Origin of the sequence: Delftia sp. WSY_22 (genome assembly GCF_043104185.1) — a bacterium.
GTDB classification, from domain to species: domain Bacteria; phylum Pseudomonadota; class Gammaproteobacteria; order Burkholderiales; family Burkholderiaceae_C; genus Comamonas; species Comamonas tsuruhatensis.
The window spans coordinates 21,250-47,820 of the sequence record NZ_JBICKN010000053.1 but is presented as its reverse complement, the minus strand read 5'-3'; the positions used below and the strand labels follow the sequence as shown (position 1 = coordinate 47,820).

The following is a 26,571-nucleotide window of genomic DNA, read 5'->3' as shown; positions in this document are numbered from 1 at the left end:
TGTACCCTGTATCGGGCTCTGTATCGGGCCTATATCAGGCAATGTCTGGCACCAGGGGCCGGGTTGAGGTGGGTCTCCCGGGCAGCGGTCAGCGGTGCGCTAGGCTTGGCGCCATGCATATCAAGCCCTACCTCCTGCCTGTGCTCGTTTTCCTGCTGGTCGGTCCCGGTGTGGGCGTGCTGACCGTGATGCTTGTGGGCGCGGACGGTGCGCCGGTCCTGCCGGTGAACTGGCTGCTCGTCGTGTTCGGCTACGGCATAGGTGCTGTTCCTGCCGCTTTGGCGGGGATGATCTATGTGGTCGGCTGGCCTCTCAGGGGCCTGCTCAAGGTACTGAGCACCAGGGAGTTCGGCGCCGTGCTGGGTGCGGTGAGCGGTGTCGCCGCGCTGGCTGCATGCTTTTCAGCGACCTCCGGCACGCCGTTTCCCAAATCCCTCGGCGTCTATGTCTTTCCCCTGGTTGCCGGTGCCGTCTGCGGGGCGCTTGCAGCGCATGCGCGTGATGAGGCCTGTGAGGGGAGCGGGTCGCAAGGCGTTTGAACGCGTCCGGCTGCGACGCACAGGTTTGCCTGTTTTTTGAGCAATTGGCTGGCTTGTTTGTCAAATCAATGACTTATGTTGCGAATTCGGCATTTTTGGCGGCTTGTCCACATGCTTGTCCAGTACGAATGGGGGTAAATGCGTACATGCGGGTTGCGCGGTGGATAAGCGGGACGTGGCCCGAAAATCCGGGGTCTTCTGCCTATTTTTTAAGCGATCCTCCTGTTTCTCTTTTGAATCAATGACTTGCGTGCCTTATCCCGCCCGCTGTGAAAGTTGTTCACAAGATTGTTCAGGGTGAGGCGGGATAAGTCGGGCACACGACTTGTGGATTTGATTAAAAAATAGGCAAAACGAAAAAATCTAATCAAAACAATTACTTAACCAGCCAGTCCCGAGCCTGCACATGGTTTTCCACAGGCTTGTCACGAAATGATGGGGACAAGGCCGGCGGGCCTGCCGCAGTCGCTTCGGCAACCGGAATGCGGCCGGCGTCCGTCTACATTGCTGGGTGGCCGGTGCCCTGCCATCCGGAGGGCGCAACCGGCATCCAACGACACAAAGGGAGCATCTCCATGGCGATTGAGTTTGAAGGCCGCGTGGCCATCGTGACGGGGGCCGGCGGCGGCCTGGGGCGCCTGCATGCGCTGGCGCTGGCGGCGCGCGGCGCCAAGGTGCTGGTCAATGATCTGGGCGGCGCGGTCGATGGCAGCGGCGGTTCGGCCACGGCGGCCCAGGCCGTGGTGGACGAGATCCGCGCGGCAGGCGGCCAGGCGCTGGCCAACGGCGCATCGGTCACCGATTTCGAGGCCGTGCAGGCCATGGTGCAGCAGGCCGTCGATGCCTGGGGCCGCGTGGACATCCTGGTCAACAACGCCGGCATCCTGCGCGACAAGAGCTTTGCCAAGATGGGCATGGACGACTTCCGCCTGGTGGTGGAAGTGCACCTGATGGGCGCCGCCCATTGCTGCAAGGCCGTGTGGCCGCACATGCAGGCGCAGAACTACGGGCGCATCGTGATGACCACGTCTTCCACGGGCCTGTACGGCAACTTCGGCCAGGCCAACTATGGCGCGGCAAAGCTGGCCCAGGTCGGCCTCATGCAGACCCTGGCCATCGAAGGCGCCAAGCACGGCATCCATGTGAATGCGCTGGCACCCACGGCGGCCACCCGCATGACGGAAGGCCTGATGCCCGAGGCCGTGCTGGCCGCCCTCAAGCCCGAGGCCGTGGTGCCCGCTATGTTGGTGCTGGCCCACGAAAGTGCGCCCACACGCACCACGCTGTGCGCAGGCGCGGGCGGCTTCGAGGCCGCCTTCATCACGCTGACCGAAGGCGTTTACCTGGGTCAGGGCGAGCAGGTGCCGGAACAACTGGCCGCGCAACTGGCCCAGGTGCTGGACCGCAGCGGCGAACAGGTGCCCGCCAGCGGCGCCGCCCAGGGCACGCTGGAAGTGGGCAAGGCCATGGCTGCAGCCCGTCGATGACCAGGGGCCGGCCAGAGATTTCGCCGCTGGCCGGCCTGCCCTTGCCCGGTATCAAGGCAGCGCCGGCCGGGAGGGCGAAACTCTGACATATTCCTTTCGCTCGCGGCGATCCCATGCGGGGCAACAGGCCAAAACGCGTGGTTAAGCGGACAGGCGCCATCGCGTTTCCTGCCGTTTCTCTATCATTCGGCGTCCGGGTCGGGTCCGCCGGGAATCCTGGTGGTTTCCGTGTGGGCCGATGCCCATCAACGAATCGGTAAACAAGAATGAAAACATCGCAGGCATCCATGGCGGTTCCCGGTCCTGAGCGGCTCAAGGGCATACGCCGTGGCATAGAAAAGGAGGGCCTGCGCGTGCTGCCTTCCGGCAGCCTGGCACTGACGCCGCATCCCCTGGCGCTGGGCTCGGCGCTCACGCATCCGCACATCACCACCGACTACAGCGAATCGCAGATCGAGCTGATCACCGGCGCGCGGCTGGGCGTGCAGGAATGCCTGGACGAGCTGGTGCAGATCCACCAGTTCGTGCTGCGCAGCCTGCGCGATGCGGGTGGCGAGATGCTGTGGTCGTCCAGCATGCCCTGCCAGCTGCCCACGGACGAGACGATTCCGCTGGCGCGCTACGGCTCCTCGCACTCGGGCCGCTCCAAGAGCGTGTACCGCATGGGGCTGGGCCACCGCTACGGCCGGCGCATGCAGACGATTTCGGGCATCCACTACAACTGGTCGCTGCCCGGCGTGACCAGCGACCAGTATTTCTCGCTGATCCGCAATTTCCGGCGCCATGCCTTCGTGCTGCTGTACCTGTATGGCGCGTCGCCCGCGCTGTGTCCCTGTTTCGTCGAGGGGCGCGAGCACCGGCTGCAGCCGCTGGGCAATACGGGCCAGGCGCTGTACCTGCCCCACGCCACCTCGCTGCGCATGGGACGCCTGGGCTACCAGAGCGATGCGCAGGCCAGCATCAACGTCAGCTACAACGGCCTGGAAGGCTATGCGAATTCGCTGTACGACGCGCTGACCCAGCCCTATCCCGCCTACGAGATGCTGGGCGTGCGCAACCCGGGCGGCGACTACAACCAGCTGGGCACGGGCCTGCTGCAGATCGAAAACGAGTTCTACGGCACCATCCGCCCCAAGCGCACCGTCAGCCGCGGCGAGCGCCCGCTGCACGCGCTGCGCGAGCGCGGCGTGGAGTATGTGGAAGTGCGCCTGATGGACCTCGATCCCTTCGAGGACGTGGGCATTGCCGCGCCCACCATGCGCATGCTGGACGTGTTCCTGCTGCACTGCCTGAACGCCGACAGCCCGCCGGATACGCCGGACGAGATCGCGGAACTCAAGCACAACCAGCACCTGACGGCCGAGCGCGGCCGCGAGCCGGGCCTGCAGCTGGTGCGCGCCGGCCGAGAAGTGCCGCTGCGCGACTGGGCCCATGAAGTGCTGGACCAGTGCCGACCCTACGCCCAGGCGCTGGACAGCACCCACGGCACGCAGGACTACAGCGCCGCCCTGGCCCAGGCGCTGGAGCGCCTGGAGCACCCCGAGCGCACGCCGTCGGCCCATGTGCTGGGCGAGCTGACGGGCGCATACGGCAACAGCTTTGCGAACTTCACGCTGGCCCGGTCCGAGCAGGCCCGCGACTCGCTGCTGGCCCTGCCCTGGAGCCAGGCGCAGCAGCAGCGCTTCGAGCAATGGTCGGCGCAGTCCGTGCAGGAGCAGCGCGACATCGAGGCCGCGGACACGCTGTCGTTCGAGGAATGGCGCCTGCGCTACATGGCGCCGGAGAACCTGCGCTGAGCGCGCTTCAACCCCGCCCGGCGCCCAGCGCCTGGCCTGCGTCCTCGCACCAGAACAGCACGGCGTCGTAGAAGCCCTCCCAGACGCAGCCGTTGCAGCCGCGGCCGCAGCAGCTCGTGGGCTGGGGCGGCGCAGGGCGCAGTGCAATGCCTGCGGCCTGGGCGCGCTGCTGCCACAGCTGGATCTGCGACAGCGCCTGCTCCAGCGGCCCCTGCACCATGCTCAGCGCCGCGCCTTGCTGCGGCGCACCGCAAACAGCACGATGAAGGCCGTGCCCAGCAGCAGGGCGAACCAGCCGACCAGGTACGACTGGGCCATCATCTGCACGATGCCCCCGGGCGCCATGAACTGTGGCGCCAGCAGAATCACCAGCCCGATCACGGCGCAGGTCACGCCCTTGATCAGCAGTTCGATGTCTGCCTTGCGCGAGGCGGAGCGGGACGAGGGGGTATCGGGCAAGGACATGGGCAGTGAGGCTGGGCGTAAAAGCGGGGGACAATTGCGGCTTGCGCAAGAAAAAATGGAAGTCTGCGGGTTGCGCCGGGGCGCCGCGCGTTGTTGCATCCTGTCTGCGCAAGCCATGAATTATCCTTGCGCCCCTGCCAGTCCCCCCGTTTCCCAGAAAGTAATCCCATGGCCATACAGTGGTTCCCCGGTCACATGAATCTCACGCGCAAGGTGATCACCGAGCGCGTCAAGGAAATCGATGTGGTCATCGAAGTGCTGGATGCGCGCCTGCCGGGGTCGAGCAGCAACCCGCTGCTGCAGGAGCTGACGGGCCACAAGCCGCGCCTGCAGGTGCTCAACAAGCAGGACCTGGCCGATGCCGCGCGCACGCCGCTGTGGCTGGACTGGTACAACGCCCAGAGCGACACGCGCGCCATTGCGCTGGACGCCTCCGAACCCGCGCCCACGCGCCGGCTGATCGAGGCCTGCAAGCTGCTGGCGCCGAACCGTGGCGGCATGGCCAAGCCCATGCGCGTGCTGATCTGCGGCATCCCCAACGTGGGCAAGTCCACGCTGATCAACTCCATGAGCGGCAAGCGGCAGGCCAAGACGGGGGACGAGGCCGGCATCACCAAGCTGGAGCAGCGCATCGTGCTGGCCGACGACTTCTACCTCTGGGACACGCCCGGCATGCTGTGGCCGCGCATCATCGTCGAGCAAAGCGGCTACAACCTGGCCGCCAGCGGCGCCGTGGGCCGCAACGCCTATGACGAGGAACTGGTGGCGCTGGAGCTGCTGGGCTATCTGCAGAAGAACTACGCGGACATGCTGGAGGCGCGCTACAAGCTGGGCCTGGACAACGAACGCATCGCCGCCCTGCACGACGACGAGCTGCTGGACGCCATCGGCCGGCGCCGCGGCGCCATGATGGGCGGCGGACGTGTCAATGTGCAAAAGGCGGCCGAGCTGGTGCTCACGGATTTCCGCGCAGCGGTCCTGGGCCGCATCACGCTGGAGACGCCCGAGGAGTACGCGCAATGGCTGGCCGTGGGCCAGCAACGCGATGCCGAGCGCCAGGCGCGCAAGGACGCCGTCAAGGCGCGCAAGCGGCCGCCGCGCGAGCGCAAAAGCGCGCCCTGAACCGGCGCCCGCATACCCTGTTTGGTGCAAGAGCGCGTCCGACCGGGGCGGTGGCACAACCACCACAGCCGCAGGCGGCGCCGACCGCTAGCATGTTGAGTGTTCTTTCTCTGTTGGGGCTTTTTCATGCGGCGTCATCGAGTCGAGGCGGAAACCCATTTGTCCCTGCGCAGGGTGGTCCTGGTGGGCAGCATATGGATCACCAGCCTCACCGTGATGCTGGCCATGGCGCTGCTGATGCAGGACCCCGTTCCCTGGCTCAGCGTGCGGCTGAACCTGGTTGCCGCAGGCGTGAGCTTCGGTGCCGTGCTGCTGGGCTGGCGCCGGCACTGGCGGCTGGCCTCCAATGTGCTTGTCTGGGGCACCTGGACGGCGGCCGTGACCGTGGTGGCCGCCACGGGCGGCGTGCAAAGCGGTTCGGTGCTGGCCTTTCCTGCCCTGCTGGTCATGTGCGCCTGGGTGCTGGGCGTGCGCACCACGCTGGTCATGCTGGTCCTGTCCGTGCTGACCATGGCCGGTTTCTGGGTGGCGGGCCGGGAAGGCGTTGACTGGATCGGCCAGCGCGAGACCTCGCCCGTGTTCTCCATGCTCTACTTCGTGGGCATGCTGGGGCTGACGGGCACGGTCACGCTGATGGCGCGGCGCAGCCTGATCCGCCGCGCCCAGGAGCTGCAGGACACACTGGGCGCGCTGGAGCAGCACCAGGACGATCTCCGCAAGTTCTACCGCGCCGTGGAGCAGAACCCCGAGAGCATCGTCATCACCGACGTGCACCAGAACATCGTCTATGTGAACGAGGCCTTTTTGCAGCGCACGGGCTTTGCGCGCAACGAAGTCCTGGGCCAGCCCACGCACCGCTACTCCACCATGGGGCTGGATGCTCCGGCCTGGGAAGAGGCGCTGCACCAGCTGGGCCGGGGCGCGCTGTGGCGTGGCCAGATGACCAACCGCACGCGCCAGGGCGAGGACCTGCCCGAGGCCGTGCTCGTGGCGCCGATACGGGCCTCGGACGGCAGCATCGTCAACTATGTGGAGCTCAAGCAGGACCTGTCCGAGCGTATGCGCGCGGAGCGCCAGATCCATGCGCTGGCGCATTTCGATGCGCTCACCGGCCTGCCCAACCGCCTGTCGCTGACCCAGCGGCTGCGCGCGCTGGCGCGCGAGTTCCGCGAGGGCGGCAAGGGGGGCGAGCCGCGCCACGGCCTGCTGCTGCTGGACATGGACCGCTTCACGGCCTTCAACGATGTGCGCGGCACGGTGCGCGGCGACGCGCTGCTGGGCGCGCTGGCGCTGCGCCTGGCCGATGCCCTGCCCGACGGCGTGCTGCTGGCCCGCATGGGCGCCGACGAATTCGCCGTGCTGCTGGAGAAGGCAGGCCACGAGGCCGCCGAGGTCGACCAGCACATGCGCGCCCTGGCCCAGGTGCTGCAGGACGCGCTGGAGCGGCCGCTGTGGCTGGAGGAAACCGGCGAGGAAGTGCAGGCCAGCTGCAGCATCGGCGCGGCCAGCTTTGCCGCCTCGCGCACCGACAGCGGCGGCCATGACGTGCTGCGCCGCGCCGGCGTGGCCCTGCACCAGGCCAAGCAGGCCGGTCTGGGCCAGGTCGTCATCTTCCAGCCCGACATGGCCGAGGCCGTGGGCAAGCGCTTTCGCATCGAAAAGGACCTGCGCCGCGCCATCCCTGCCGGTGAGCTGCAGCCCTACCTGCAGTCCCAGGTGGACCGCATGGGGCGCTGCGTGGGCGCCGAGGTGCTGGTGCGCTGGAACCATCCGCGCCTGGGCATGGTCGAGCCCGGCGACTTCATTGCCGTGGCAGAGGAGTCGGACCTGATCGTGCAGCTGGGAGACTGGATGCTGGAGCAGGCCTGCCGCATGCTGGTGCGGCCCGAATTCGTGCAGCACGGCTGGCGGCTGTCGGTCAACGTCAGCTGGCGGCAGTTCCGCCAGCCCGATGTGGTGAACAAGCTCAAGCGCATCCTGGCCACCACCGGCGCCGACCCGCGCCGGCTGACGCTGGAGGTCACGGAAAGCGTGGTCATGCGCGACGTGGACGAGGCGCGCGAGCGCATGACCGAGCTGCAGCTGCTGGGCGTGGAGATGGGGCTGGACGACTTCGGCACCGGCTATTCATCGCTGGCCTATCTGCAGCGGCTGCCGTTCCGTGAACTCAAGATCGACAAGTCCTTTGTGCAGGACTGCCATGCCTCGCCCGGCAATGCCGCCATGGTCGAGGCCATTTTGCTCATGGCCCGTCGCCTGCATCTGCGCGTGGTGGCCGAAGGGGTGGAGACCGAGGAGCAGGCCGGCACCCTGCGCGCCTGGAACCAGGATGTGCTGTTCCAGGGCTACCACTACGGCCGGCCGCTGCCTGCCGCCGAGTGGGTGGATCTTCAAGTGGGGGCGGCCGGCGTGTGAGGCCGTAGGCGCGACAGGGTCGCGGCCCTGGCGCGGCCTGTCTCAGTCCCTGGCCTGGTTGGCGGGCTCCTCCAGCCAGCGGCGCGCCAGCAGATCCCAAAAGCGTGCGCCACGTCCCAGGTTGTCGTCGTTGAAGTCGTAGCCGGGATTGTGCAGGCCCACGCCGGGCTGGCCCGTGGCGGGACCGTTGCCTATCCAGCCATAGGCGCCGGGCACGGCCTCGAGCATGAAGCCGAAGTCCTCGGCCGTCATGGCCGGCAGGATGTCGGCGTGGGTGCGGTCCTCGCCCACCGCCTCGCGCATCACATCGGCCATGAAGCGGGCCTCGTGCGCGTGGTTGGTGGTGTTGGGGTAGCCGGGCCTGAGGATGAACTCGGCGCGGCACAGATGGGCCGCCGCCACATGCTCGCTGATGCGCTGCATGCCTTCGATGAACATCTGCTGCGTCTCGGTCCTGAGGGCGCGCACCGTGCCGAAGATGCTGGCCTCGTCGGGAATGATGTTTTCCACCGTGCCGCTGGTGATCTTGCCCACGGTGAGCACGGCGCTGTCCAGCGGATCGGTGCTGCGCGACACCAGGGTCTGCAGCTGGCCGACGATGGCGCAGGCCACGGGAATCGGGTCCAGCGTGGTGTGGGGCATGGCAGCGTGCCCGCCCTTGCCGTGCACGCGGATCTCGAAACGCAGCGTGGACGCCATGATGGGCCCCACGCGCACCGCCATTTCGCCGGCAGGCAGGGCAGGCCAGTTGTGCAGGGCGAACACGGCCTCGCAGGGGAATCGCTCGAACAGGCCATCGTCCATCATGGCCTTGGCGCCTGCGCCGCCTTCCTCGGCGGGCTGGAAGATCAGGTGCACCGTGCCATCGAAATCGGGCTGCTGCGCCAGCAGCGTGGCCGCACCCAGCAGCATGGTGGTATGGCCGTCATGGCCGCAGGCATGCATGCAGCCCGGGTTCTGGCTGGCGTGGCCGAAGGCATTGAGTTCCGTCACCGGCAGCGCATCCATGTCGGCACGGATGCCGAGGCTGCGGCCCGGGTTGGCGGCGCTGCGCCCCCGGCCGTGGATGCTTGCCACCACGCCGGTCCTGCCCAGCCCGCGGTGCACCTGCAGCCCCAGCGCCTGGAGATAGGCCGCCACCTTGTCGCCGGTGCGGTGCTCCTCGTAGCGCAGCTCGGGGTGGGCATGCAGGTCGTGGCGGAACTTCAGCAGGGAGCCGAGATGGGGGGTGATGTCGGGTGTGGATCGCATACAGGGGCCGCGACGGCCTGCACGCCAAGCGGGTCCGCAGGCGGTCGCAGCAATTCAATGACAAGGCGGACATGATAGGTCCTGGGGTTTGCCTATGCCGTCTGCCGCGCCGATAGGCCTTGTGCTGCCGCGGCTTTGCGCTACGTTCTTTGATAGCTGCCCGCGCAATGCCCTGGCCCGGGAGTTGGCGCAGATGCAGGGGAATGGCGCCAGGACCGACAATCGCCCCCATCATGAAAAACACCATCCTGCCCCTGCAATTGTTCGTGCGTCCCGAGCATGACGATCCCCAGCCCCTGATCCTGTACCACGGCCGCCGCTGCCCGGACGGCTATGGCGCGGCGCTGGCGGCCTGGCTGTTCTACGGCGGGCAGGCCGAATTCCGCGGGCTGGACCATGGCGAGATCCAGAAGGCCGACGACCTGGGCGAGCTGGCCGGCCGCGCGGTCTACGTGCTGGACTTCGCCTTCGAGCCCGAGCTGATGGCCGAGATCGAGTCGCGCGTGTCCAAGCTCGTGGTGCTGGACCACCACAAGAGCGCTGCCGAAAAGCTCACCGGCTACCAGTGCCGCTGCGGCGTCGTGCACTTCGACATGAACAAGTCCGGCGCGCGCCTGGCCTGGGAGTTCTTCCAGGCCGACAAGCCCGTGCCGGGCCTGATCCGATTCATCGAGGACCGGGACATCTGGAAGTGGGAATTCGCCGAGAGCGCGGGCTTTCTCGCGGCGCTGGACATGGAGCCGCGCAGCTTCGAGCGTTGGGCCGAGATCGCGGCCTTCACGCCCGAGCAGGAAGCTGCCTTCATGGCACGCGGCGGCGCCATGGACGAGAAATTCCAGAAGCTGTGCGCCGACATTTCCGAGTCCGCCCAGCCCCTGGTCTTCAACGGCATGCAGGGCCTGATGGTCAACTGCCCCGGCATGTTCCACAGCCAGGTCGGCGACCTGCTGGCGCGCCAGAGCGGCAGCTTCGCGCTGATGTGGCATGCCAGCACCAAGGGCGTGAAGGTCGGGCTGCGATCGCGCTCGGAGTTCAACTGCATTGCGCTGGCCGAAAGCTTCGGCGGCGGCGGCCATGCCCAGGCCTGCGGCTTCAAGATGGGCAACGAGCGCCTGGTGGAGCTGCTGTCGGGCGTGCTCAAGGCCGATGCCTCGGCCGACTACGCCTACGTGGCCGCGCCGCTGATGGAGCAGCCTGAAACGGGCGCGCCTGCCGAAGCTGCCTGATCCAGCCCGGCCGTCGCCGGCAGGCCCGCACAGGCCTGCCAGCCGGGCAGGGCGCACAGCGCGCGCCAGTGCTGCACATCGGGCACATGGCCCAGCCGGCTCCAGTCGGCCTCGAAGCGCAGCGGCTCGCCCGTCATCGGGTGCGCCAGCTCCAGCGCATGGGCATGCAGCCACAGCCGCTGCAGGCCCAGGCGCTCGGCCCACCAGCGGTTCAGCGGCCCCTTGCCGTGCGTGGCGTCGCCAATGATGGGATGGGCCACATGCTTGAGATGGCGGCGTATCTGGTGGCGGCGGCCCGTGGCAGGCAGCGCCTGGACCAGCGAAATCCGCGTGGCCGCATGGCGCGGATCAAAGGCCTCGGGCCATTCGAGCCGGGCCAGGCAGCGCAGCGCAGTCCGTGCGGGCTGGGCTGGCGCGTCCTCGGGCGCATCGTCGGGTCGGAGCGCGTGGTCCACCTCCACCGCATCGGGCAGCCAGCCGCGCACCAGCGCCAGGTATTGCTTGCGCACTTGCTGCCCGGCAAACGCCTGGCCCAGCCGCTGCGCGGCCTGGGCATGCAGGGCCATCACCAGCACGCCGCAGGTGCCCTTGTCCAGCCGGTGCGCAGGGTGCACATGGCAGCCCAGCTGGTCGCGCAGGGTCTGCAGCACGAAGCGCGTCTCGTGCGCGTCCAGTCCCGTGCGGTGCACCAGCCAGCCTGCGGGCTTGTAGACCGCCACCAGGTGCTCGTCGCGCCAGAGGATGTGCAGCGGTGCGTCGCCGCGCTCCGAGGGCAGCGGCTGGGCGATGGGGGATGAGGGCTGGGACATGAGGGCGTGAGTGTAGGCGCTGCTGTCCACCACGGCCCACGACCCTCTCCCAATGCCCCTGCCCAATATCGCCGCTCAGTACCCCCGCGCAGGGCAACGCAGTGCTGCCCGGCAGTGCACGACTGGCGGCTCCGTGGCGATGCAAGATCGCGCCTGGTTCTGCGCTGGCGCATGAACCTCATTTTCGAGCCGCAGTTTTTGAACCTCATCGCAAAGGCACCGCACCGCATGGACCATCGCAGCACCGCTCCCATCCGCATCGCCATCGTCGGCCACGGCAACCTGGGCCGTGGCGTGGAGGCGGCCATTGCCCGCAACCCCGACATGGTGCTGGCCGGCATCTACACCCGCCGCGATCCGGCGCAGCTGCGTCCGCTGCAGCCCGGCACGCCCGTGCACGGCATGGACAGCCTGCTGGCCCATCGCGCAGGCATCGACGTGCTGGTGCTGTGCGGCGGCTCCAAGGACGACCTGCCGCAGCAGTCCCCCGCGCTGGCCGCACATTTCAGCCTGGTGGACAGCTTTGACACGCATGCGCGCATTCCCGGGCATTTCGAGCTGGTCGACGCGGCGGCCCGCGCGGCGGGCACCACGGCGCTGATCTCGGCCGGCTGGGACCCGGGCATGTTCTCCCTGCAGCGCCTCATGGGCGAGGCCCTGCTGCCCGATGGCGCCACCTACACCTTCTGGGGCAAGGGCCTGAGCCAGGGGCACTCCGACGCCATCCGCCGCATTCCCGGCGTGGCCGGCGGCGTGCAGTACACCATTCCCGTGGACGAGGCCGTGCAGCGCGTGCGCAGCGGCGTGCGGCCCGAACTGTCTGCGCGCGAGCGGCACCGGCGCGAGTGCTTTGTGGTGCTGGAGCATGGGGCCGATGCCGACGGCGTGCGCCAGGCCATCACCGGCATGCCGCATTACTTCGACGAGTACGACACCACGGTGCACTTCATCAGCGCGCAGGAGCTGGCCCGTGACCATGCGGCCATGCCGCATGGCGGCTTCGTCATCCGCAGCGGCAGCAGCTCCGATGGGCTGCGCCATTCCATCGAATACCGGCTGCAGCTGGACAGCAACCCGGAGTTCACGGCCAGCGTGCTCGTGGCCTACGCGCGCGCCGTGCACCGGCTGCAGCAATCGGGGCAGACGGGCTGCAGGACCGTCTTTGACGTCGCGCCCGGCCTGCTGTCGCCCAAAACTGCGCAGCAGCTGCGCGCCGAGCTGCTTTAGCCCTGGCCCACGCGGGCCGCGTCTTCCAGCCGGTCCACGTCGCGCAGCGGCTTGAACAGGGTCATCCAGCTGCCGACCACGCCCAGCGTGCACAGGCTGCCCACCACGGCAGCGGGCACCGCGCCCAGCCAGGCGGCGCTGGTGCCGGCACGGAACTCGCCCAGTTCGTTGGACGAGCCGATGAACAGCATGTTCACCGCGTTCACGCGCCCGCGCATGGAGTCGGGCGTGGAAAACTGCACCAGGGCCGAGCGGATGTACACGCTCACCATGTCGGCCGCGCCCGCCAGCATCAGGGCGGCCATGGACAGCCAGAACCAGTGCGACAGCGCAAACACCAGGTTGGCAACGCCGAAGATGGCCACGGCGGCGAACATCACGCGGCCCACATGGCGCTGTATGGGCCGGGCCGACAGCCACAGGCCCATGGCCACCTCGCCCACGGTCATGGACGAGCGCAGCAGGCCCAGGCCTTCGGGCCCGACCTTGAGCACCTCGTGCGCGTACACGGGCAGCAGGGCCACCACGCCGCCCAGCAGCACGGCGAACAGGTCCAGCGAAATCGTGCCCAGGATGATGGGGCGCGTGCGGATGAAGTGGATGCCTTCGCCAAAGCGCAGCCACAGCGAGCCGCCGGCCGGCGCCATGGCTTCGGCATAGCGCACGGGCACCGTGCCCAGCAGCAGCACGGCCAGCACCAGGGACACGCCGCAGACCGCATAGGTCAGCACGGCGCCGCCCCAGGCGTAGAGCAGGCCGCCCAGCACGGGCGCCGCGATGGCGGCCGTGCGCATCAGCATGCTGTTGGTGGCCAGCGCCTGTGCCAGCTGCTCGCGCGGCACGATTTGCGGCAGCAGGCTTTGCAGGGCCGGCCCCGTGAAGGCGCGGCTGCAGCCGAACAGCACCAGCACGGCGTAGATCCAGTGCACATCGTGCGCGGCAGCGCCCTCGTGCCAGGACAGCCACAGCAGCAGCAGGGAGCACAGCGCCGCCACGGCCCAGCTGCCCGACAGCAGGCGCTTGCGGCTCATGCGGTCGCTGAGGTCGCCTGCCGGAATCAGCAGCGCCAGCATGGGCAGGAACTGGGCCAGTCCCACATAGGCCAGGGACATGGGGTCGCGCGTCAGGTCGTAGACCTGCCAGGCGACGACCACGGCCTGCATCTGCTGGGCGAACATGGACAGCATGCGCGCCATGACGAAAGGGACGAAGGCGCTGTTGCGCAGGCCGGCAGCGGGGCTGTCGGCCGAAGTGGGGGGAAGCGGGGAGGAGGGCAAGATCGGAAGTCCGTGGCAGAGCACGCGCAGTATCTGCGAAATGCCGCCGCCCTGCAGGCCGAACCGCCTGCGCCATGCTGCCGACGAAGGCATGCGGCCTGCTCCCACAAACAGCGGGGACGCGGCGCGTGAACATGCCATCACGGGTCAGGCCAGAACCCCGCATCAGAGGAGCAACACACCATGTCCATGTTGTCCATGCAATACGCCGGCACCTTGATCGGGCGCGAAGCGGTCATCGATTTCCCCGATAGCAAGGCTGATGTGCGGTACACGCCGCAGGGCCAGATGGTCTGGCATGTGGTCGATTCCCTGGGCCATGTGTCCGACGGCTGCGAACGGCTCAGCTACCTGCAGGTCAGCGACAGCCTGCACTTCCTCAACTGGATCGAGAAAACCGGTTTCACCGTCAGCCAAGTCATAGACACGGCGCAGGGAACGGTGCAGGCCTTCTGGTCCTTTGCCGATCCGGCCAGCGAGGGCGGCCACCGGTCCTCCATGTTCGTCGAAGGCCGTTTCCGCTTTCGCTGAGAACCCTGCCGGTGCTGCGTGAAACATTGCGGCGGCGGCGCAACATGCCTGTTTTTTGAGCGCCACCGGCAAAGCCAAGGCTGGCGCCGCAAACACGGGTTGTCCCGAAGCTTGTCCACAGGCAGGCCCACAGTCGCTGGGCATAACCGTCACGCCATCGTCATTTTCTTCATCCAACGGAAAAGTTCCGTGGGATGTGTGCGTGTACTTTCGTCATGATTCAGGTTTTTCGTGGAATTCTGTTCCTGTATCCATGGCCGGGGGGGTAGCCGCCCGCCGCAGATCAAGGCCCGTGCCCCCGTGAAACATTGCGCGCCTGAGAAACAGGTCCGCAATGCCGCCGCTATGCTGGCCGCATGACCTGGCTGCTTATCGCATTGCATCTGCTGCTCATCGCGGGTTTCGGCCTGCGCATCCTTTTGCGTGACGATGTGCGCCCCGACGTTCGCATGGGCTGGCTCACCGTCATCGTGCTGCTGCCCTACGTCAGTTGCGCGCTGTACTACCTGTTTGGCGAAGTCACGCTGCGCCGCCGCGGCCGGGCCCGGTACCGCAAGGTGCAGGACTTCGCCGCAGGCGCTGCCATGGACCACGGCGCCGCCGTGCCGATAGCGGGCATCGCCCCGCAGTGGCAGGCTGCCTTCGGCTATGCGGCCTCCATCAACCGCTTTGCCGCGCAGCCGGGCCACACCGCGCAGCTCATGGCCGATGGCGCCGAGGCCCGCGCCCGCATGCTGGCCGACATGGACGCCGCCCAGCATGAAATCAACGTGCTGTACTACATCTGGCTGGCTGATCACACGGGCACGGCCGTGGCCCAGGCGCTGGTGCGCGCGGCACGGCGTGGCGTGGTCTGCCGCGCCATGGTGGACGGCCTGGGCTCGCGCGCGCTGCTGCGCACCGACCTCTGGCAGCAGATGGCCCAGGCGGGCGTGCAACTGGCCGTGGCCCTGCCCACCAGCCATCCGATCCGCGTGATGTTCACCAGCCGCCTGGACCTGCGCAACCACCGCAAGATCACCGTGATCGACCAGCGCATCACCTACTGCGGCAGCCAGAACTGCGCGGATGAAGCCTTTGCCGTCAAGGCCCGCTATGCGCCCTGGGTCGATGTCATGCTGCGCATGCAGGGTCCGGTGGTGGCGCAGATGCAGCAGGTGTTCGCCAGCGACTGGGCGCAGGCACGCAGCGTCGCCCAGGTTCCTCCCATGCCGTTGGCTGTCCGGTCCGCAAACGGTCTGCCCGACCGGCCTGCAGGCGGCTTTGCCGCCGTCGTCATTGCCGAAGGCCCGGCCGAGCGGCCCCGCTCCACCTCGCAGCTCGTGTCCACGCTGCTGGCCAGCGCACGGCACGAGGTCGTGATCTCCACCCCTTACTTCATTCCCGACGCCACGGTGCTCGAGGCCCTGTGCGCCGCCGCCTGGCGCGGCGTGCAGGTCAGTCTCATCCTGCCCGCGCGCAACGATTCGTGGATCGTGGGCGCGGCCAGCCGCAGCACCTACCGCTACCTGCTGCGTGCCGGCGTCATGCTCCATGAATTCCGCCCCGGCCTGCTGCATGCCAAGACCCTGTGCGTGGACGGGCAGGTGGCTTTGCTGGGCTCCACCAACCTGGACCTGCGCAGCTTCGACCTGAACTTCGAGAACAATGTGCTGCTGCAGGACGAGGCCGTGACCCAGGCCATCCGCCGGCGCCAGGCCGACTACATCCGCCAGTCCGACCGCATCACCGCCGCCCAGGTCCACGCCTGGCCCTGGGGCCGGCGCATCTGGAACAACCTGCTGGCGATGCTCAGTCCGGTGCTGTGAGGCGCAGCCCACAAAAAAGGCCTGCGCAGTGCAGGCCTTCAGGGCTGTGGGGCAGCAGGCGCGCTCAGCGGCCCACGCGCTCGCTCTCGACCACCATGTCCAGCACATAGGCGTAGGCCGATGCGTCGGCCGGCACGTTCTGGCGCTTGTAGCGCTGGATGCGCAGCACGTTGCGGATGCCGGGCTCGTGCTTGTAGCCCTCGATCTCGCTGTAGAAGTTCTCCCACTCGCCGGTGGAGGTCTTCACGCCGTTGTCGCCGTAGCGGATCTCGCGCACGCGCAGGCACTGGAAGTCCTTGATCAGCGGGTGGTTGCAGGCCGTGCGCTGGGGCGCCACTTCCAGGAAGATGCGTTCGCCTGCGCTGCCGTACTGGGTCTGGGCCGTGGGCGAGCCGTCGAGCTGCCAGCGCGTGCCGTCGATGAAGGTGAGCGTCAGGCGCGCAGGCTGCTTGCCTTCGCCCAGTTGCACGGACCATTGCTTGGCCGTGGGCAGGATGCGGGCCACCTTTTGCTCCAGCGCCATCAGCTGGTCGTCATCGCAGGCCATCAGCGTGCTGGCGGCGCGCTGGGTGGCGATGCGGTTGCCTTCGGTGCGGTAGCCCGTGGTCACGACGTTGCACAGGTTCTTGACGGCCAGGCGCTGGTCGGCGAACTCCAGTTGCAGGGGCCGCTTGCGCGAGGCGGCCGTCAGGAACCAGCTCTGGTCTTCGGTGCCCTGGGGCGTGAAGGCCTGGCGAAGACTCCAGTGGTAGGCGGTCAGCGATTGGGCGTCACCGGGCGGGCCGGCAGGAGCCGACACCTGGGGCTTGGCGCCGTCTTCGGCGTTGCCGCCCTTGTCGATATGGCTGCAGGCGCCGAGCCCCATGGTGACGATCACGGGCAGGCACCAGGTCCAGCTTGGCTTCATGTTGAGTTCCTTGGTTGATGGGTACAGGTACAGGCGCAGCGGCGGCAGGCTTGGGCAGCCCGGGTGCGGCATGAGCCGCACCGGCCCTGGCCGAACCGGGGCACCATAACGCAGATGCGCGGCGGCGCTTGTCAGAACGGGGCGCTATTCACATTCGTTTGCATCTATTTGATGCAGACGGAAAAACCGATTGCTGCAAAGTTGCCGGCCATTGCATTGCGCTCGGGTGAGAATAGGCGGCCAGCCGCCATGCCATCCGCAGGCAGCGGCACCGGAGCAAGGAGCAGGTTCGTGTATCGACGTTGGAGTGCAGCAAACAGGGTGCGTGGCATGCGCTGCGCAGGGGCTTTGGCCGTCATCATGGTGCTGGCGGGCTGCGGCTCGACGATTCCCCAGCATGTGCCGGTGCAGGAGAGCTTCGGCTCCACCGAGACCTTCTCGCGCATGTTCGATGCCTCGCCGGCCCAGACCTGCGAGGCGGCGCGCCGCGCGCTGCTGAGCCAGGGCTACATCGCCATGGCGCGCACGGCCGAACTCATAGAAGGCAGCAAGAGCTTCCAGCCCGACCCGGAGCTGAACCTGCAGATGAACATCCGCGTGGTCTGCGTGCCGGAGACCGCCGACGGCCAGGTCAGCATCGGCTTTGTCACGGCGCTGCAGGACCGCTATACCCTGAAGAAGAGCGCCAACTCGGCCAGCCTGGGCGTGGGTGCGCTGGGGTCCGTGTCGCTGCCGTTCTCCTCGGGCAGCGACTCCATGGTCAAGGTGGGCAGCGAGACGATTGCCAAGAGCGGCTTCTACGACAGCTTCTTCGAGCTGGTCTCGCGCTACCTGGCGCAGGACCGCGACTCCATCGCCGTGCCCACGCCGGTGGCGCCGCAGAACAGCATTCCCTCGGCCGACCACTGACGCCGGCGGGCGCCACAGCTCCGTTCACGCCGCCAGGAACAGCGCCGGGTCCACCATGCTGCGGTTGAGCATCACGCCCCAGTGCAGGTGCGGGCCGGTGACGCGGCCCGTGGCGCCGACCTTGCAGAAGGCCTCTCCCGTGTCCAGCTGATCGCCCAGCTTGCACTGCACGCTGCTCAGGTGGCAGTACATGCTCAGCAGGCCACCGCCGTGGTCCAGCCACACGGTGCCGCCGTTGAAGAAATAGTCGCCCACGTCCACCACCTTGCCCGGCAGCGGCGCGACGACGTTGGTGCCGGTGGCTGCCGCGATGTCCATGCCGCTGTGCGGATTGCGCGGCTGGCCGTTGAACACGCGGCGCAGGCCGAAGCTGCTGCTGCGCCGGCCCGGCACGGGCTGGCGCATGCGCAGGTCGCCGGGGCGTGCGGGCGGCTCGGTGAACAGCGCCATGATGGTTTGCTGGTGGGCGCGCTCACGCTGGTAGCGCGCATCGTCCTCGGGCGACAGGTCCACGGTCTTGGGCGAGACCTTCAGGCGCTGCTCGGTGTACTTCTTGTCACGCACCTCGTAGGCCAGGGAGCGCGCTGCGCCTTCGCCCTTCACGGTCACGCTGTGGGTGCCAGGTGCGGCCGACAGCGCAATGCCGACCACGGCCGTCCATTCGATCATGTCGCCCACCACCAGCACGGGCACGTCGCCGGCCAGTACCTGGGGCCGCTGGGATGCGGGCCCCAGCGACAGGCGGGCCACGCCGCCGGGCACGCGGCTGTCATGGGGCCAGGGGGATTCGCTGGAGGGCGCTGCGGCCTTGGCGGCCCAGGAGGGAAGGATCAGGCCCGCGCCCGAGGCGCACAGGGATTGCACGAACAGTCGGCGGGAGCGGGGATTCGTCGTCGGTATCTGCATGGATGAAGCGGCGGGCTTGGCGCCGGCATGGGGCCGTTATCGATCGCCCCATTGTCCGCCAAGCGTGCGCCAAGCCAAACCTCTGCCGGGCCGTTCAGCGGTCCCGGCGTTCGTCACGTCCGCCGCGCCGTTCCTGCGGGCGGGATGCGTTGGCCATGCGCTGCTGCTGTTGGCGCTGCTCCTGCTGCGCGCGGGCCTGCTGCTGCTGGGCGCGCGCCTGGGCCTGCTGTGCCTGCTGGAGCTGCATGCGTTGCTGCTGCGCCTGACGCTCCTGCATCTGGGCCTGTCGTTGCGCTTGCTGCTGCGCCTGTTGTTGGGCCTGCATTCTGGCCTGCATCTGCTCCTGCGCACGGGCTTGTTGCTGTTGCTGTTGTTGCTGCAACTGCTGCTGGCGGGCCTGCATCTGCGCCTGTTCGCGGGCCTGGTCCCTGGCCTGCACCTGCATCTGCATCTGTGCCTGGCGCTGGGCCTGTTGTTGCTGCCGTTGTTGCTGTTGCTGTTGCTGCCGCGACTGCTCCTCGCCACGCAGGCGGGCGGTCTGCATCTCCATCTGCTGTTGCTGCTGCTGGCGCATGCGCGCGGCATCGGCCATGGAACGGTCGCGGTCCTGCCGGTCCTGCTGCCGCATGCCCTGCTGCGCGGCGGCAGACGACCACGAAGGCACGCGGGAATCGCGGCCCCGCTCGCCCGGCATGGCGGCAGCGGGCAGGGCGGCTGGCGGGCGCTGCACCCCTGCAGCCTGGGTCGAATGCGGAGTCTGCGGCCACTTGCCGAACTGGCCCGGCTGCGAGGCCGGCACCGGGTTCATCCTGGGCTGCAACGCTGCCTGCGGCCGGTCATCGGGCCGCAGGCCCGGGCGGCCGCGATCGGCGCCGTCATGCCGGGCAGATCCTTGCGTGGCGCCGGGCGGCAGCATGCCTTGGGAAGACGCCGGCGGGCCGCCCTGCGGTGGCCTCAGGCCCAGCCGCTGCGGCATGCCGCCATGCGCTGCGGCGGCCGCGCCTGCCATGCCGGCGGCGCCGGCCAGGGCCGCCGCGGCCATGCCGCCCGGGCGCGGATCGCCGCCCTGTGGCGGGTTGGGCGGGTTGCCGGCAGGGCGGGGCTCGACGTGCGGGTTGTTCGCGATGTGGGTGACGTTGCCACCGTTGTTGATCTGCGTGTTGCGGATGTTCTGCACCACCGTGGTCGAGCGCGTCACATAGGTGTTGTTGTTGTAGATCACGGCTGGCCGGCGCGAGGGCGGTGGCGGCGGCTCGTTGCGGTGCCAGCGGTAGCCGGGCTCGCCCCAGCGCATGCCCCAGGAGTTCCAGCCCCAGGGGCGGCGGTCCACGGACTCGGCCAGGATCACGCCTGCGCCGAAGCCGATCAGCCCCGCCACCACGGGCGCGGCCGAACTGCCCACATACACGGGTTGCGGCGCCACGATGGGGCGGTATCCGCCGTACATCGGCACCGGCTCGCCATAGACCACGCCCGGGTCGTACTGCGGCACGTAGACGGTGTCGGGCTGGGCGGGAGTGATCTCGATGAACTGCGAGGGCGCATCGATCACCGGCACCGGCAGCATGGACGACAGGGGCTCGCCCATGTCCTGGGGCGCTGGCTGGGGATCGCGCGGCGGGGCATCGGCCGCGGCCACGGCCACCTTGAGCCGGCTGGAGTCCTTGAGCGTACCGGCCTTGTAGGCGCGCTGGCGCATCACCTGGATGGCGTTCATCACGTCGGCCGGATCGTTGTAGTAGGCCCTGCCCAGGGCCGTGGTCCAGGGAATGTTGGAAGACAGCTGCGCCAGCACGTTGGGAAACTGGGCCAGGGACTTGACCGACGGGTCCCAGTCCTGGCCGTTGACGGCGTCCTGCAGTTCCTGGGGCTTGAGGCCCGGGTTCTGCCCCAGCCAGACCTCGGCGGCGCCGACCTGGTCGGGATAGGTGGAGGCGGCCAGCACCTGGGCCACAAGCTTGTCGGGGTACAGCGCAATGGGCGCCACCATCTGGTAGAGCGTCTCGGCCGACGGCGGCACATAGGCCACGGGCGTGGCGACGGGCTGGGCGCTTTCGGTGGCAGGCGGCAGCGGCGCGCTGGCGGCCTGCGGGGGCTTGTCCTGGGATTCGTTGCAGGCGCTCAGCGCCAGGGCGGCGGCCAGGCCCAGCACGCTCAGGCGCAGGGCGCCGGCGTGGGAAGCTGAGGGGGCCATGGTGCGTGCTCTGGGCACGGCGGATTGCGGCATTGCGTTCTCCTGGGCAGGAACGCCTTGCGCGCCGAAGCGGCAAGGCACATGTCATTTGAACGCCAAAGTGCACGCTGCGTTGACACCGGCGTGTCAGCCGATGCCCCCAGTCCGCGCAACTTCTGTGACGCGGTGTTTACCCAGGCGGAATCAGGCTGCGATCAAGCCGCGAGCAGGTGGGCCTGGTAGCTCTCGGCGCCCTTGGACCAGGCCAGCAGGCGGTCGATGTTGGGGTGCTTGCCGGGGAAGGCGATGGCGTCCTGCGTGTGCTCGGCATACCACTCCAGGCCCAGTTCGGCGGCGGCCGGCGTGATGCTGCCGCCGTAGAGGGCGGCCAGCGCGTGGTACACGGCCAGGGAGCCGGTCTGGCCGGGCTTGTTCTCGATGGTGGCCACGACCTGGCCCTGGGCATCGGCCAGCTGCAGCGCGGCGAGGTGGGTGACGGTGGGCAGTTGCTGAAGGCGTGCGGAGAAGTTCATGCTGAAAGGCAAATCAAAGAAAGGAAGGCGGAGAAAGAACGATCGGCTCGGGACGATCAGGCCTTGGCGGCAATCCACGCACACCAGAACAGGCTGGAGAAAAAGCGCTTGGCCTGAACGAAGCCGGCCTGGGCCAGCATCTGCTCCACTGCCTCTTCCGAGGCGGGTGGAACCGCGCCCTGCCGGATCTTGCCGAGTTTCGCATGGACGGCGGCCTCGTCCGCGCCTGCCATGCGCCAGCGCATGGCCCAGGCTTCGAGAAACAGCGGCTCGCTGTCGTAGCGATGGCGATTGCAGGCCAGGATGAAGGGCGCACCCGGCGCCAGCCTGGCCGACAGGGCCTGCAGCAGCCTGAGCTTGTCCGCATCGTCAGGAATGTGGTGCAGCACGCCGATCAGCGTGGCCGCGTCGAACACCGTGCCGGCGGGCAGGTCTTCCACCGCACAGGGTGCTGCACGCACCTGGGCCGACAGGCCGGCGGCTGCGATGCGGTCCATGGTCTGGTCCAGCATGGGGGCCGAAGGGTCGGCGGCCGTGAATGTCCACTGCGGCCTGAGCCGCGCCGTGGCCAGGATTTCCTGGCCCGTGCCACCGGCGCCGCCAATCAGCACGGACTTCGGCCCGGCATCCAGGCTGGCTGCCAGCAGGCAGGCCGCCAGCTCGTGGCAGGCGTCGTAGCCGGCCAGGGCGATGCGGCTTTGCGTCTCGTACTCGGCCGCGCGGGAGGTGTCGAACTTGGCGGCGGAAGCCGCCTGTGGCAAGGCTTGGTTCATGGCCTGGAATTGTGCTGAGGCCATGGTCACTGCAAAAGCGCCGATGTGCGATGGCCCACCCCTGCAAAGCAGGATGGTGGGCCATCTTCGGGGGAGCGGTGCAGGTGCCCGCCAGCGGGCCGTGCGCCTACTTGCCCCAGGAGTCCTTGAGACCCGTTGCGCGGTTGAACACGGGCTTGCCCGGTGCGTGGTCCTTGCGGTCGGCCACGAAGTAGCCGAAGCGCTCGAACTGGAACTTGTCGTCAGGCTGTGCCTGGGCCAGCGACGGCTCCACGTAGGCCGTCACGACCTTGAGGCTGTCCGGGTTGAGCAGGGCCAGGAAGTCCTTGCCGCCCGCATCGGGCTGCGGGTCGGTGAACAGGCGGTCGTACAGGCGCACTTCGGCCTGCACGCCGTCGGCCGCGCCCACCCAGGTGATGGCGGCCTTGACCTTGACGCTGTCGGCGCCCGGCGTGCCGCTCTTGGTGTCGGGCACCACGGTGGCCAGCACCTTGGTGACGTTGCCCTCGGCATCCTTCTCGCATCCCGTGCACTCGATCACGTAGCCGCCCTTCAGGCGCACCTTGTTGCCGGGGAAAAGGCGCTTGTAGCCCTTGGGCGGCACTTCGGCGAAGTCCTCGCGCTCGATCCACACCTCGCGGCCCAGCGTGAAGCGGCGCACCGGCACCTGCTGGCCTTCGGCGGCGTGGGGCAGGGCAGGCAGCTCGCAGGCTTCCAGGTGCTCGGCGCTGCCGAAGACCTCGGCCCAGTTGGTCAGCTCCAGCTTCAGCGGGTCCAGGGCCACCATGCCGCGATGGGCCTGGTTCTCCAGGTCTTCGCGCAGGCAGCCTTCCAGCGTGGAGTAGTCGATCCAGGCGTAGTCCTTGGTCACGCCGATGCGCTCGCAGAAGGCCTGGATGCTCTGCGGCGTGTAGCCACGGCGGCGCAGGCCGACGATGGTGGGCATGCGCGGATCGTCCCAGCCGCTGACGATGCCGTTGTCCACCAGGTGCTTGAGCTTGCGCTTGCTGGTGATCACATAGGTCAGGTGCAGGCGCGAGAACTCGTACTGGCGCGGCTGCGGGGCAGCGATCAGGCCGCCTGCGCGCAGGTGGTCCAGCAGCCAGTCGTAGAACGGGCGCTGGTCCTCGAACTCCAGCGTGCAGATGCTGTGGGTGATGTGCTCCAGCGCGTCCTCGATGGGATGGGCGAAGGTGTACATCGGGTAGATGCACCACTGGTTGCCGGTGTTGTGGTGCTCGGCATGGCGCACGCGGTAGATGGCGGGATCGCGCAGATTGATGTTGGGCGATGCCATGTCGATCTTTGCGCGCAGCACGGCAGCGCCATCGGGCAGCTTGCCGTCGCGCATTTCGCGAAAGCGCGCCAGGTTCTCGGCCACCGTGCGGCTGCGGAACGGGCTGTCCACGCCGGGGCGCGAGAAATCGCCGCGGTTGGCCTTCATGTCGTCGGCGCTTTGCTCGTCCACATAGGCCAGGCCCTGCTCGATCAGGTACTCGGCCGCGCGGTACATGAAGTCGAAGTAGTTGCTGGCGAAGTACAGGTTCTCGTGACCGTCGGCTTCCTTCCAGCCGAAGCCCAGCCAATGGACGGCATCGATGATGCTGTCCACGTACTCCTGGTCTTCCTTCTCGGGATTGGTGTCGTCGAAGCGCAGGTGGCAGGCGCCTTGGTAGTCGCGCGCCAGGCCGAAGTTCAGGCAGATGGCCTTGGCGTGGCCCACGTGCAGGTAGCCGTTGGGCTCGGGCGGGAAGCGTGTGCGGATCTTCGCCACGTCCACCTGGCCCTGGTTGTGGTGGTCGCCATCACCGGGGCTTCCACCCCAGCGGCGCTGGGCGTAGGTACCGTTGGCCAGGTCGGCCTCGATGATTTGGCGCAGAAAGTTACTCGGTTTGACCGGATCTTTGGAGATGGGGGAGGCGTCAGCAGAGCTCATCGCAGCATTGTAGGCGCGCGCCTGCCGACCCGCTCCGGACGGCTTTCGGACAGCCGCGCCAGCCAAGGGTTGAGGCATTTGGAAACAAACTTGTATAAAAGCCTGCCATCCGTAGACCCCTGTCGCGCGTTGAGAATGCAGGGCGTATGCCGTCCCCCTGTGCCAAAGTGCGGGAAGGCGGCACCAGCGGCAATGCCTGCCACGCCTGTCCAACTTCGAGGAGAGACACCATGACAACGACAGCTTCCCCGTGGGTTGCAAGAGCAGCAGCAGCCGGCCTCGCATTGGCCGCCCTGGTGGCTTCGGGCGCCGCCCAGGCCCGGGGCGATGTGCACTGGTCCATCAGCCTGAATTCGCCGGGCATGTATGGCCCGCCCGTCTATGTGGCGCCGGCCCCCGTCTATGTGGCGCCGCCCCAGCCCATCTACTACGCTCCCCCGCCTCCGGTCTACTACGCGCCGCGCGCCGTCTACCGTGCGCCGCCCGTCGTGGTCGTTCCCGGCTATGGATACGGCTATCGCGGCGGCTACCGTGGCGGATACCGCCATGGCCATGGTCACGGTCACGGTCACGGTCACTGGCGCCGTTGAGCCGGACCGGGCTGGATTGACTTGTGCCGCCCTCCGGGGCGGCTTTTTCCGTGGAGCCAGCGTTGCGGCCGGGCCCGGGATGGCCCGCATAATCCAGCCCGTTGGAAACCTGGAGTGTCCCCGCCGTGAAAACCGTCTATGTCCTCAATGGCCCGAACCTGAACCTGCTGGGCCTGCGTGAACCCGCCATCTATGGCTCCCAGACCCTGGCCGATGTACGTGCGCTGTGCGAAGCCGCCTGTGCGCGCTACGGTCTGGCCCTGGAGTTCCGCCAGAGCAACCATGAAGGCGAGCTGGTGGACTGGATCCACGAGGCCGGCCGCGTGCACGCCGAAGGCCGCCTGGCCGGCCTGATCTTCAACGCCGCCGCCTACACCCACACCAGCGTGGCCCTGCTGGATGCCGTCAAGGGCACGGGCGTGCCGCTGGTGGAGCTGCACATCAGCAATGTGCATGCGCGCGAGAGCTTCCGCCACCACTCCTACCTGTCGGCTGCGGCGCGCGCCGTGATGTGCGGCTTTGGCGTGGCCGGCTACGGCCTGGCCATCGACGCCGTGGCCCAGTGGTGAACACGCCTGTCGCCATAGAGCGCCTGCGCGCCCGTGCGCGGCGCCTGACCACGCCGCTATCTGCCGCGCGGCCCGACGACGGCCACATGGTCTGGCATGTCTGGGGCGAGGCGCGCGCGGGCGTGCTGCCGGTGGTCATGCTGCACGGCGGCAGCGGCAGCTGGACGCACTGGCTGCGCTGCATGGACGCTCTGCTGGCCCAGGGCCGCCAGCTGTGGATACCGGACCTGCCGGGCTTTGGCGATTCCGATGGGGTACCGGGCGGCCAGGATGCCGACACCCTGGTCGAGCCGCTGCGCCAGGGCCTGCGGCAACTGCTGGCCGATGGCGGAGCGCCCGCCGCCCCGCTGTGCGATCTGGTCGGCTTCTCTTTTGGCGGCATGACGGCCGGCATGCTGGCCGCTGCCGACGGCACGCTGGCCCGGCGCCTGGTGCTGGCCGGGGCGCCCGGCATGGGCGTGGGCAAGGGCCTGGCAGTGCGGCTCAAGGGCTGGCGCCACCTGGCCACGCCCGAGGCGCAGGCCGTGGCCCACCGCTACAACCTGCAGGCGCTGATGCTGCATGACGCCAGCCTCATCGACGAGGACACGCTGGCCCTGCATGTGCTCAATGTGGAGCGCGACCGTCTTCCGCGCCGCCGCCTCTCGCACACCGATGTGCTGGCCCGCGCCCTGCAGGCCGTGGATGGCCCCGTATGGGCCATCTATGGCGAGCACGACGCGCTCTACCCGGGACCGATGATGCAGGAGCTGGCCCAGGCCTTTGCACGCCATGCGCGCGACTTCCGGGGGCTGGCCCTGGTGCCCGGCGCGGGCCACTGGGTCATGCATGAGCGTCCCGATGCCTTTGTGGCGGCATTGACCGCTGCGCTGGATGCCTGAGCGCATGCGCCCCATCGAGCTGCATGAGGTGCAGTGGACCGCCATGCGCGCCCAGGGCGCGGGCGGCCAGAACGTGAACAAGGTCTCCAGCGCCGTGCACCTGCGCTTCGACGTGCGCGCCTCGCGCCTGCCCGAGGCCGTGCAGCAGCGCCTGCTGGCCCTGCGCGACGGCCGCATCACCAACGAGGGCGTGGTCGTCATCAAGGCCCAGCAATACCGCACGCAGGAGCAGAACCTGCGCGCCGCGCTGCAGCGGCTCAACGCGCTGGTGGCCGCCGCCTATCCCGAACCCATTCTTCGCCGCGCCACCCGGCCCACGCTGGGATCGCAGCGGCGGCGCCTGGACAGCAAGAGCCGGCACAGCGCCACCAAGGCCCTGCGGGGCCGCCCGCGCGACGATTGAGCCGGCCAGCGCAACAATGTGTGCCGCCTTTGGCGGCT

At 68.4% G+C, this 26,571-nt stretch carries 25 protein-coding genes; 14 read left to right on the top strand and 11 right to left on the bottom strand.

Going from position 1 to position 26,571, the window contains the following annotated elements; genetic code table 11:
* The first annotated feature begins 113 nt into the window (after positions 1–113).
* The 3 genes from ACF8NF_RS22900 (at position 114) to gshA (ending at position 3,822) form a co-directional block, all read left to right on the top strand.
* Entirely contained in the window at positions 114–539 is a 426-nt protein-coding gene (locus ACF8NF_RS22900; protein ID WP_074923129.1) for a hypothetical protein, read from the top strand.
* Between the two features lie 575 nt (positions 540–1,114).
* Complete coding sequence (locus ACF8NF_RS22895; RefSeq protein WP_016453901.1) at positions 1,115–2,026, top strand: SDR family NAD(P)-dependent oxidoreductase; 912 nt, start codon at positions 1,115–1,117, stop codon at positions 2,024–2,026.
* Between the two features lie 266 nt (positions 2,027–2,292).
* Entirely contained in the window at positions 2,293–3,822 is a 1,530-nt protein-coding gene (gene gshA, locus ACF8NF_RS22890; protein WP_034348046.1) for a glutamate--cysteine ligase, read from the top strand.
* 7 nt (positions 3,823–3,829) lie between these two features.
* On the opposite strand, the gene ACF8NF_RS22885 is transcribed toward gshA, so the two are convergent.
* Positions 3,830–4,042, bottom strand: a complete 213-nt coding sequence (locus ACF8NF_RS22885) for an oxidoreductase-like domain-containing protein (RefSeq protein ID WP_016450464.1) — start codon at positions 4,040–4,042, stop codon at positions 3,830–3,832.
* A 2-nt stretch (positions 4,043–4,044) separates the two neighbouring features.
* Entirely contained in the window at positions 4,045–4,287 is a 243-nt protein-coding gene (locus ACF8NF_RS22880) for a hypothetical protein (RefSeq protein ID WP_013803403.1), read from the bottom strand.
* Between the two features lie 168 nt (positions 4,288–4,455).
* On the opposite strand from ACF8NF_RS22880, the gene ylqF reads away from it, so the two are divergent.
* The gene (ylqF, locus tag ACF8NF_RS22875; RefSeq protein ID WP_016453899.1) at positions 4,456–5,409 is read left to right on the top strand and encodes a ribosome biogenesis GTPase YlqF; all 954 of its coding nucleotides are present in this window, start codon (positions 4,456–4,458) and stop codon (positions 5,407–5,409) included.
* A gap of 126 nt (positions 5,410–5,535) precedes the next feature.
* On the top strand, positions 5,536–7,824 hold the full coding sequence (locus tag ACF8NF_RS22870; protein WP_026062425.1) for a bifunctional diguanylate cyclase/phosphodiesterase: 2,289 nt from the start codon (positions 5,536–5,538) through the stop codon (positions 7,822–7,824).
* Between the two features lie 42 nt (positions 7,825–7,866).
* On the opposite strand, the gene ACF8NF_RS22865 is transcribed toward ACF8NF_RS22870, so the two are convergent.
* The gene (locus tag ACF8NF_RS22865; RefSeq protein WP_392451315.1) at positions 7,867–9,075 is read right to left on the bottom strand and encodes a M20 aminoacylase family protein; all 1,209 of its coding nucleotides are present in this window, start codon (positions 9,073–9,075) and stop codon (positions 7,867–7,869) included.
* A gap of 233 nt (positions 9,076–9,308) precedes the next feature.
* On the opposite strand from ACF8NF_RS22865, the gene ACF8NF_RS22860 reads away from it, so the two are divergent.
* Positions 9,309–10,301, top strand: a complete 993-nt coding sequence (locus ACF8NF_RS22860; protein ID WP_017405579.1) for a DHH family phosphoesterase — start codon at positions 9,309–9,311, stop codon at positions 10,299–10,301.
* Here the strand turns inward: ACF8NF_RS22860 and ACF8NF_RS22855 are convergent.
* Entirely contained in the window at positions 10,241–11,110 is an 870-nt protein-coding gene (locus ACF8NF_RS22855) for a pseudouridine synthase (protein ID WP_392451314.1), read from the bottom strand. The two genes, ACF8NF_RS22860 and ACF8NF_RS22855, sit on opposite strands and share 61 nt — an antisense overlap.
* A 228-nt stretch (positions 11,111–11,338) precedes the next feature.
* On the opposite strand from ACF8NF_RS22855, the gene ACF8NF_RS22850 reads away from it, so the two are divergent.
* The gene (locus tag ACF8NF_RS22850; RefSeq protein WP_074923130.1) at positions 11,339–12,337 is read left to right on the top strand and encodes a diaminopimelate dehydrogenase; all 999 of its coding nucleotides are present in this window, start codon (positions 11,339–11,341) and stop codon (positions 12,335–12,337) included.
* On the opposite strand, the gene ACF8NF_RS22845 is transcribed toward ACF8NF_RS22850, so the two are convergent.
* Positions 12,334–13,707, bottom strand: a complete 1,374-nt coding sequence (locus tag ACF8NF_RS22845) for an MFS transporter (protein WP_016450471.1) — start codon at positions 13,705–13,707, stop codon at positions 12,334–12,336. The genes ACF8NF_RS22850 and ACF8NF_RS22845 overlap by 4 nt on opposite strands.
* Before the next feature lie 90 nt (positions 13,708–13,797).
* Between ACF8NF_RS22845 and ACF8NF_RS22840 the strand changes: the two genes are divergently transcribed.
* Positions 13,798–14,145: a hypothetical protein gene (locus ACF8NF_RS22840; protein WP_012204400.1), complete on the top strand. Its 348-nt coding sequence runs from the start codon at positions 13,798–13,800 to the stop codon at positions 14,143–14,145.
* Between the two features lie 356 nt (positions 14,146–14,501).
* On the top strand, positions 14,502–15,953 hold the full coding sequence (gene cls / locus ACF8NF_RS22835) for a cardiolipin synthase (protein ID WP_074923119.1): 1,452 nt from the start codon (positions 14,502–14,504) through the stop codon (positions 15,951–15,953).
* Between the two features lie 64 nt (positions 15,954–16,017).
* Here cls and ACF8NF_RS22830 read toward each other — a convergent pair whose 3' ends face one another.
* Positions 16,018–16,860, bottom strand: coding sequence for an META and DUF4377 domain-containing protein (locus ACF8NF_RS22830; RefSeq protein WP_016450473.1), 843 nt, complete (start codon positions 16,858–16,860; stop codon positions 16,018–16,020).
* Between the two features lie 330 nt (positions 16,861–17,190).
* Between ACF8NF_RS22830 and ACF8NF_RS22825 the strand changes: the two genes are divergently transcribed.
* Positions 17,191–17,769: a DUF2242 domain-containing protein gene (locus ACF8NF_RS22825; protein WP_016453889.1), complete on the top strand. Its 579-nt coding sequence runs from the start codon at positions 17,191–17,193 to the stop codon at positions 17,767–17,769.
* A gap of 24 nt (positions 17,770–17,793) precedes the next feature.
* Here ACF8NF_RS22825 and ACF8NF_RS22820 read toward each other — a convergent pair whose 3' ends face one another.
* The 5 genes from ACF8NF_RS22820 to ACF8NF_RS22800 form a co-directional block, all read right to left on the bottom strand.
* A complete protein-coding gene (locus tag ACF8NF_RS22820; RefSeq protein ID WP_016450475.1) occupies positions 17,794–18,675 on the bottom strand; it encodes a peptidoglycan DD-metalloendopeptidase family protein in 882 nt (293 codons plus the stop codon).
* A 94-nt stretch (positions 18,676–18,769) separates the two neighbouring features.
* Positions 18,770–20,902, bottom strand: a complete 2,133-nt coding sequence (locus ACF8NF_RS22815; protein WP_392451313.1) for a DUF3300 domain-containing protein — start codon at positions 20,900–20,902, stop codon at positions 18,770–18,772.
* Positions 20,903–21,063: 161 nt separating this feature from the next.
* Positions 21,064–21,381 carry a DUF2322 family protein gene (locus tag ACF8NF_RS22810; protein ID WP_392451312.1) on the bottom strand — a complete coding sequence of 106 codons (318 nt, stop codon included), beginning with the start codon at positions 21,379–21,381 and terminating at the stop codon, positions 21,064–21,066.
* A gap of 56 nt (positions 21,382–21,437) precedes the next feature.
* Positions 21,438–22,154, bottom strand: a complete 717-nt coding sequence (locus ACF8NF_RS22805; protein ID WP_047325724.1) for a class I SAM-dependent methyltransferase — start codon at positions 22,152–22,154, stop codon at positions 21,438–21,440.
* Between the two features lie 127 nt (positions 22,155–22,281).
* Positions 22,282–24,090: a glutamine--tRNA ligase/YqeY domain fusion protein gene (locus ACF8NF_RS22800; RefSeq protein WP_047468446.1), complete on the bottom strand. Its 1,809-nt coding sequence runs from the start codon at positions 24,088–24,090 to the stop codon at positions 22,282–22,284.
* Positions 24,091–24,320: 230 nt separating this feature from the next.
* Here ACF8NF_RS22800 and ACF8NF_RS22795 point away from each other — a divergent pair, with 230 nt between their 5' ends.
* The 4 genes from ACF8NF_RS22795 to arfB all read left to right on the top strand — a co-directional run bounded on the left by ACF8NF_RS22795 (position 24,321) and on the right by arfB (position 26,533).
* The gene (locus ACF8NF_RS22795; RefSeq protein ID WP_016450550.1) at positions 24,321–24,680 is read left to right on the top strand and encodes a hypothetical protein; all 360 of its coding nucleotides are present in this window, start codon (positions 24,321–24,323) and stop codon (positions 24,678–24,680) included.
* A 125-nt stretch (positions 24,681–24,805) separates the two neighbouring features.
* Positions 24,806–25,249: a type II 3-dehydroquinate dehydratase gene (gene aroQ, locus ACF8NF_RS22790; RefSeq protein ID WP_016450549.1), complete on the top strand. Its 444-nt coding sequence runs from the start codon at positions 24,806–24,808 to the stop codon at positions 25,247–25,249.
* Positions 25,246–26,130 carry an alpha/beta fold hydrolase gene (locus ACF8NF_RS22785; protein ID WP_392451311.1) on the top strand — a complete coding sequence of 295 codons (885 nt, stop codon included), beginning with the start codon at positions 25,246–25,248 and terminating at the stop codon, positions 26,128–26,130. The genes aroQ and ACF8NF_RS22785 overlap by 4 nt, the downstream gene beginning before the upstream one ends.
* The gene (gene arfB / locus ACF8NF_RS22780) at positions 26,123–26,533 is read left to right on the top strand and encodes an alternative ribosome rescue aminoacyl-tRNA hydrolase ArfB (protein ID WP_016450547.1); all 411 of its coding nucleotides are present in this window, start codon (positions 26,123–26,125) and stop codon (positions 26,531–26,533) included. The genes ACF8NF_RS22785 and arfB overlap by 8 nt, the downstream gene beginning before the upstream one ends.
* Positions 26,534–26,571 lie beyond the last annotated feature (38 nt).

What these genes read in the sequence shown, in the direction of transcription:
- ACF8NF_RS22805 (WP_047325724.1), bottom strand. Translation starts at nt 22,154, where the DNA reads ATGAACCAAGCCTTGCCACAGGCGGCTTCCGCCGCCAAGTTCGACACC.
- ACF8NF_RS22900 (WP_074923129.1), top strand. Translation starts at nt 114, where the DNA reads ATGCATATCAAGCCCTACCTCCTGCCTGTGCTCGTTTTCCTGCTGGTC.
- ylqF (WP_016453899.1), top strand. Translation starts at nt 4,456, where the DNA reads ATGGCCATACAGTGGTTCCCCGGTCACATGAATCTCACGCGCAAGGTG.
- gshA (WP_034348046.1), top strand. Translation starts at nt 2,293, where the DNA reads ATGAAAACATCGCAGGCATCCATGGCGGTTCCCGGTCCTGAGCGGCTC.
- ACF8NF_RS22840 (WP_012204400.1), top strand. Translation starts at nt 13,798, where the DNA reads ATGTCCATGTTGTCCATGCAATACGCCGGCACCTTGATCGGGCGCGAA.
- ACF8NF_RS22820 (WP_016450475.1), bottom strand. Translation starts at nt 18,675, where the DNA reads ATGCAGATACCGACGACGAATCCCCGCTCCCGCCGACTGTTCGTGCAA.
- ACF8NF_RS22870 (WP_026062425.1), top strand. Translation starts at nt 5,536, where the DNA reads ATGCGGCGTCATCGAGTCGAGGCGGAAACCCATTTGTCCCTGCGCAGG.
- ACF8NF_RS22845 (WP_016450471.1), bottom strand. Translation starts at nt 13,707, where the DNA reads ATGCCTTCGTCGGCAGCATGGCGCAGGCGGTTCGGCCTGCAGGGCGGC.
- ACF8NF_RS22880 (WP_013803403.1), bottom strand. Translation starts at nt 4,287, where the DNA reads ATGTCCTTGCCCGATACCCCCTCGTCCCGCTCCGCCTCGCGCAAGGCA.
- ACF8NF_RS22795 (WP_016450550.1), top strand. Translation starts at nt 24,321, where the DNA reads ATGACAACGACAGCTTCCCCGTGGGTTGCAAGAGCAGCAGCAGCCGGC.
- ACF8NF_RS22885 (WP_016450464.1), bottom strand. Translation starts at nt 4,042, where the DNA reads ATGGTGCAGGGGCCGCTGGAGCAGGCGCTGTCGCAGATCCAGCTGTGG.
- ACF8NF_RS22825 (WP_016453889.1), top strand. Translation starts at nt 17,191, where the DNA reads ATGCGCTGCGCAGGGGCTTTGGCCGTCATCATGGTGCTGGCGGGCTGC.
- ACF8NF_RS22815 (WP_392451313.1), bottom strand. Translation starts at nt 20,902, where the DNA reads ATGCCGCAATCCGCCGTGCCCAGAGCACGCACCATGGCCCCCTCAGCT.
- ACF8NF_RS22895 (WP_016453901.1), top strand. Translation starts at nt 1,115, where the DNA reads ATGGCGATTGAGTTTGAAGGCCGCGTGGCCATCGTGACGGGGGCCGGC.
- ACF8NF_RS22800 (WP_047468446.1), bottom strand. Translation starts at nt 24,090, where the DNA reads ATGAGCTCTGCTGACGCCTCCCCCATCTCCAAAGATCCGGTCAAACCG.
- ACF8NF_RS22810 (WP_392451312.1), bottom strand. Translation starts at nt 21,381, where the DNA reads ATGAACTTCTCCGCACGCCTTCAGCAACTGCCCACCGTCACCCACCTC.
- ACF8NF_RS22865 (WP_392451315.1), bottom strand. Translation starts at nt 9,075, where the DNA reads ATGCGATCCACACCCGACATCACCCCCCATCTCGGCTCCCTGCTGAAG.
- arfB (WP_016450547.1), top strand. Translation starts at nt 26,123, where the DNA reads ATGCCTGAGCGCATGCGCCCCATCGAGCTGCATGAGGTGCAGTGGACC.
- cls (WP_074923119.1), top strand. Translation starts at nt 14,502, where the DNA reads ATGACCTGGCTGCTTATCGCATTGCATCTGCTGCTCATCGCGGGTTTC.
- ACF8NF_RS22830 (WP_016450473.1), bottom strand. Translation starts at nt 16,860, where the DNA reads ATGAAGCCAAGCTGGACCTGGTGCCTGCCCGTGATCGTCACCATGGGG.
- ACF8NF_RS22860 (WP_017405579.1), top strand. Translation starts at nt 9,309, where the DNA reads ATGAAAAACACCATCCTGCCCCTGCAATTGTTCGTGCGTCCCGAGCAT.
- ACF8NF_RS22855 (WP_392451314.1), bottom strand. Translation starts at nt 11,110, where the DNA reads ATGTCCCAGCCCTCATCCCCCATCGCCCAGCCGCTGCCCTCGGAGCGC.
- ACF8NF_RS22850 (WP_074923130.1), top strand. Translation starts at nt 11,339, where the DNA reads ATGGACCATCGCAGCACCGCTCCCATCCGCATCGCCATCGTCGGCCAC.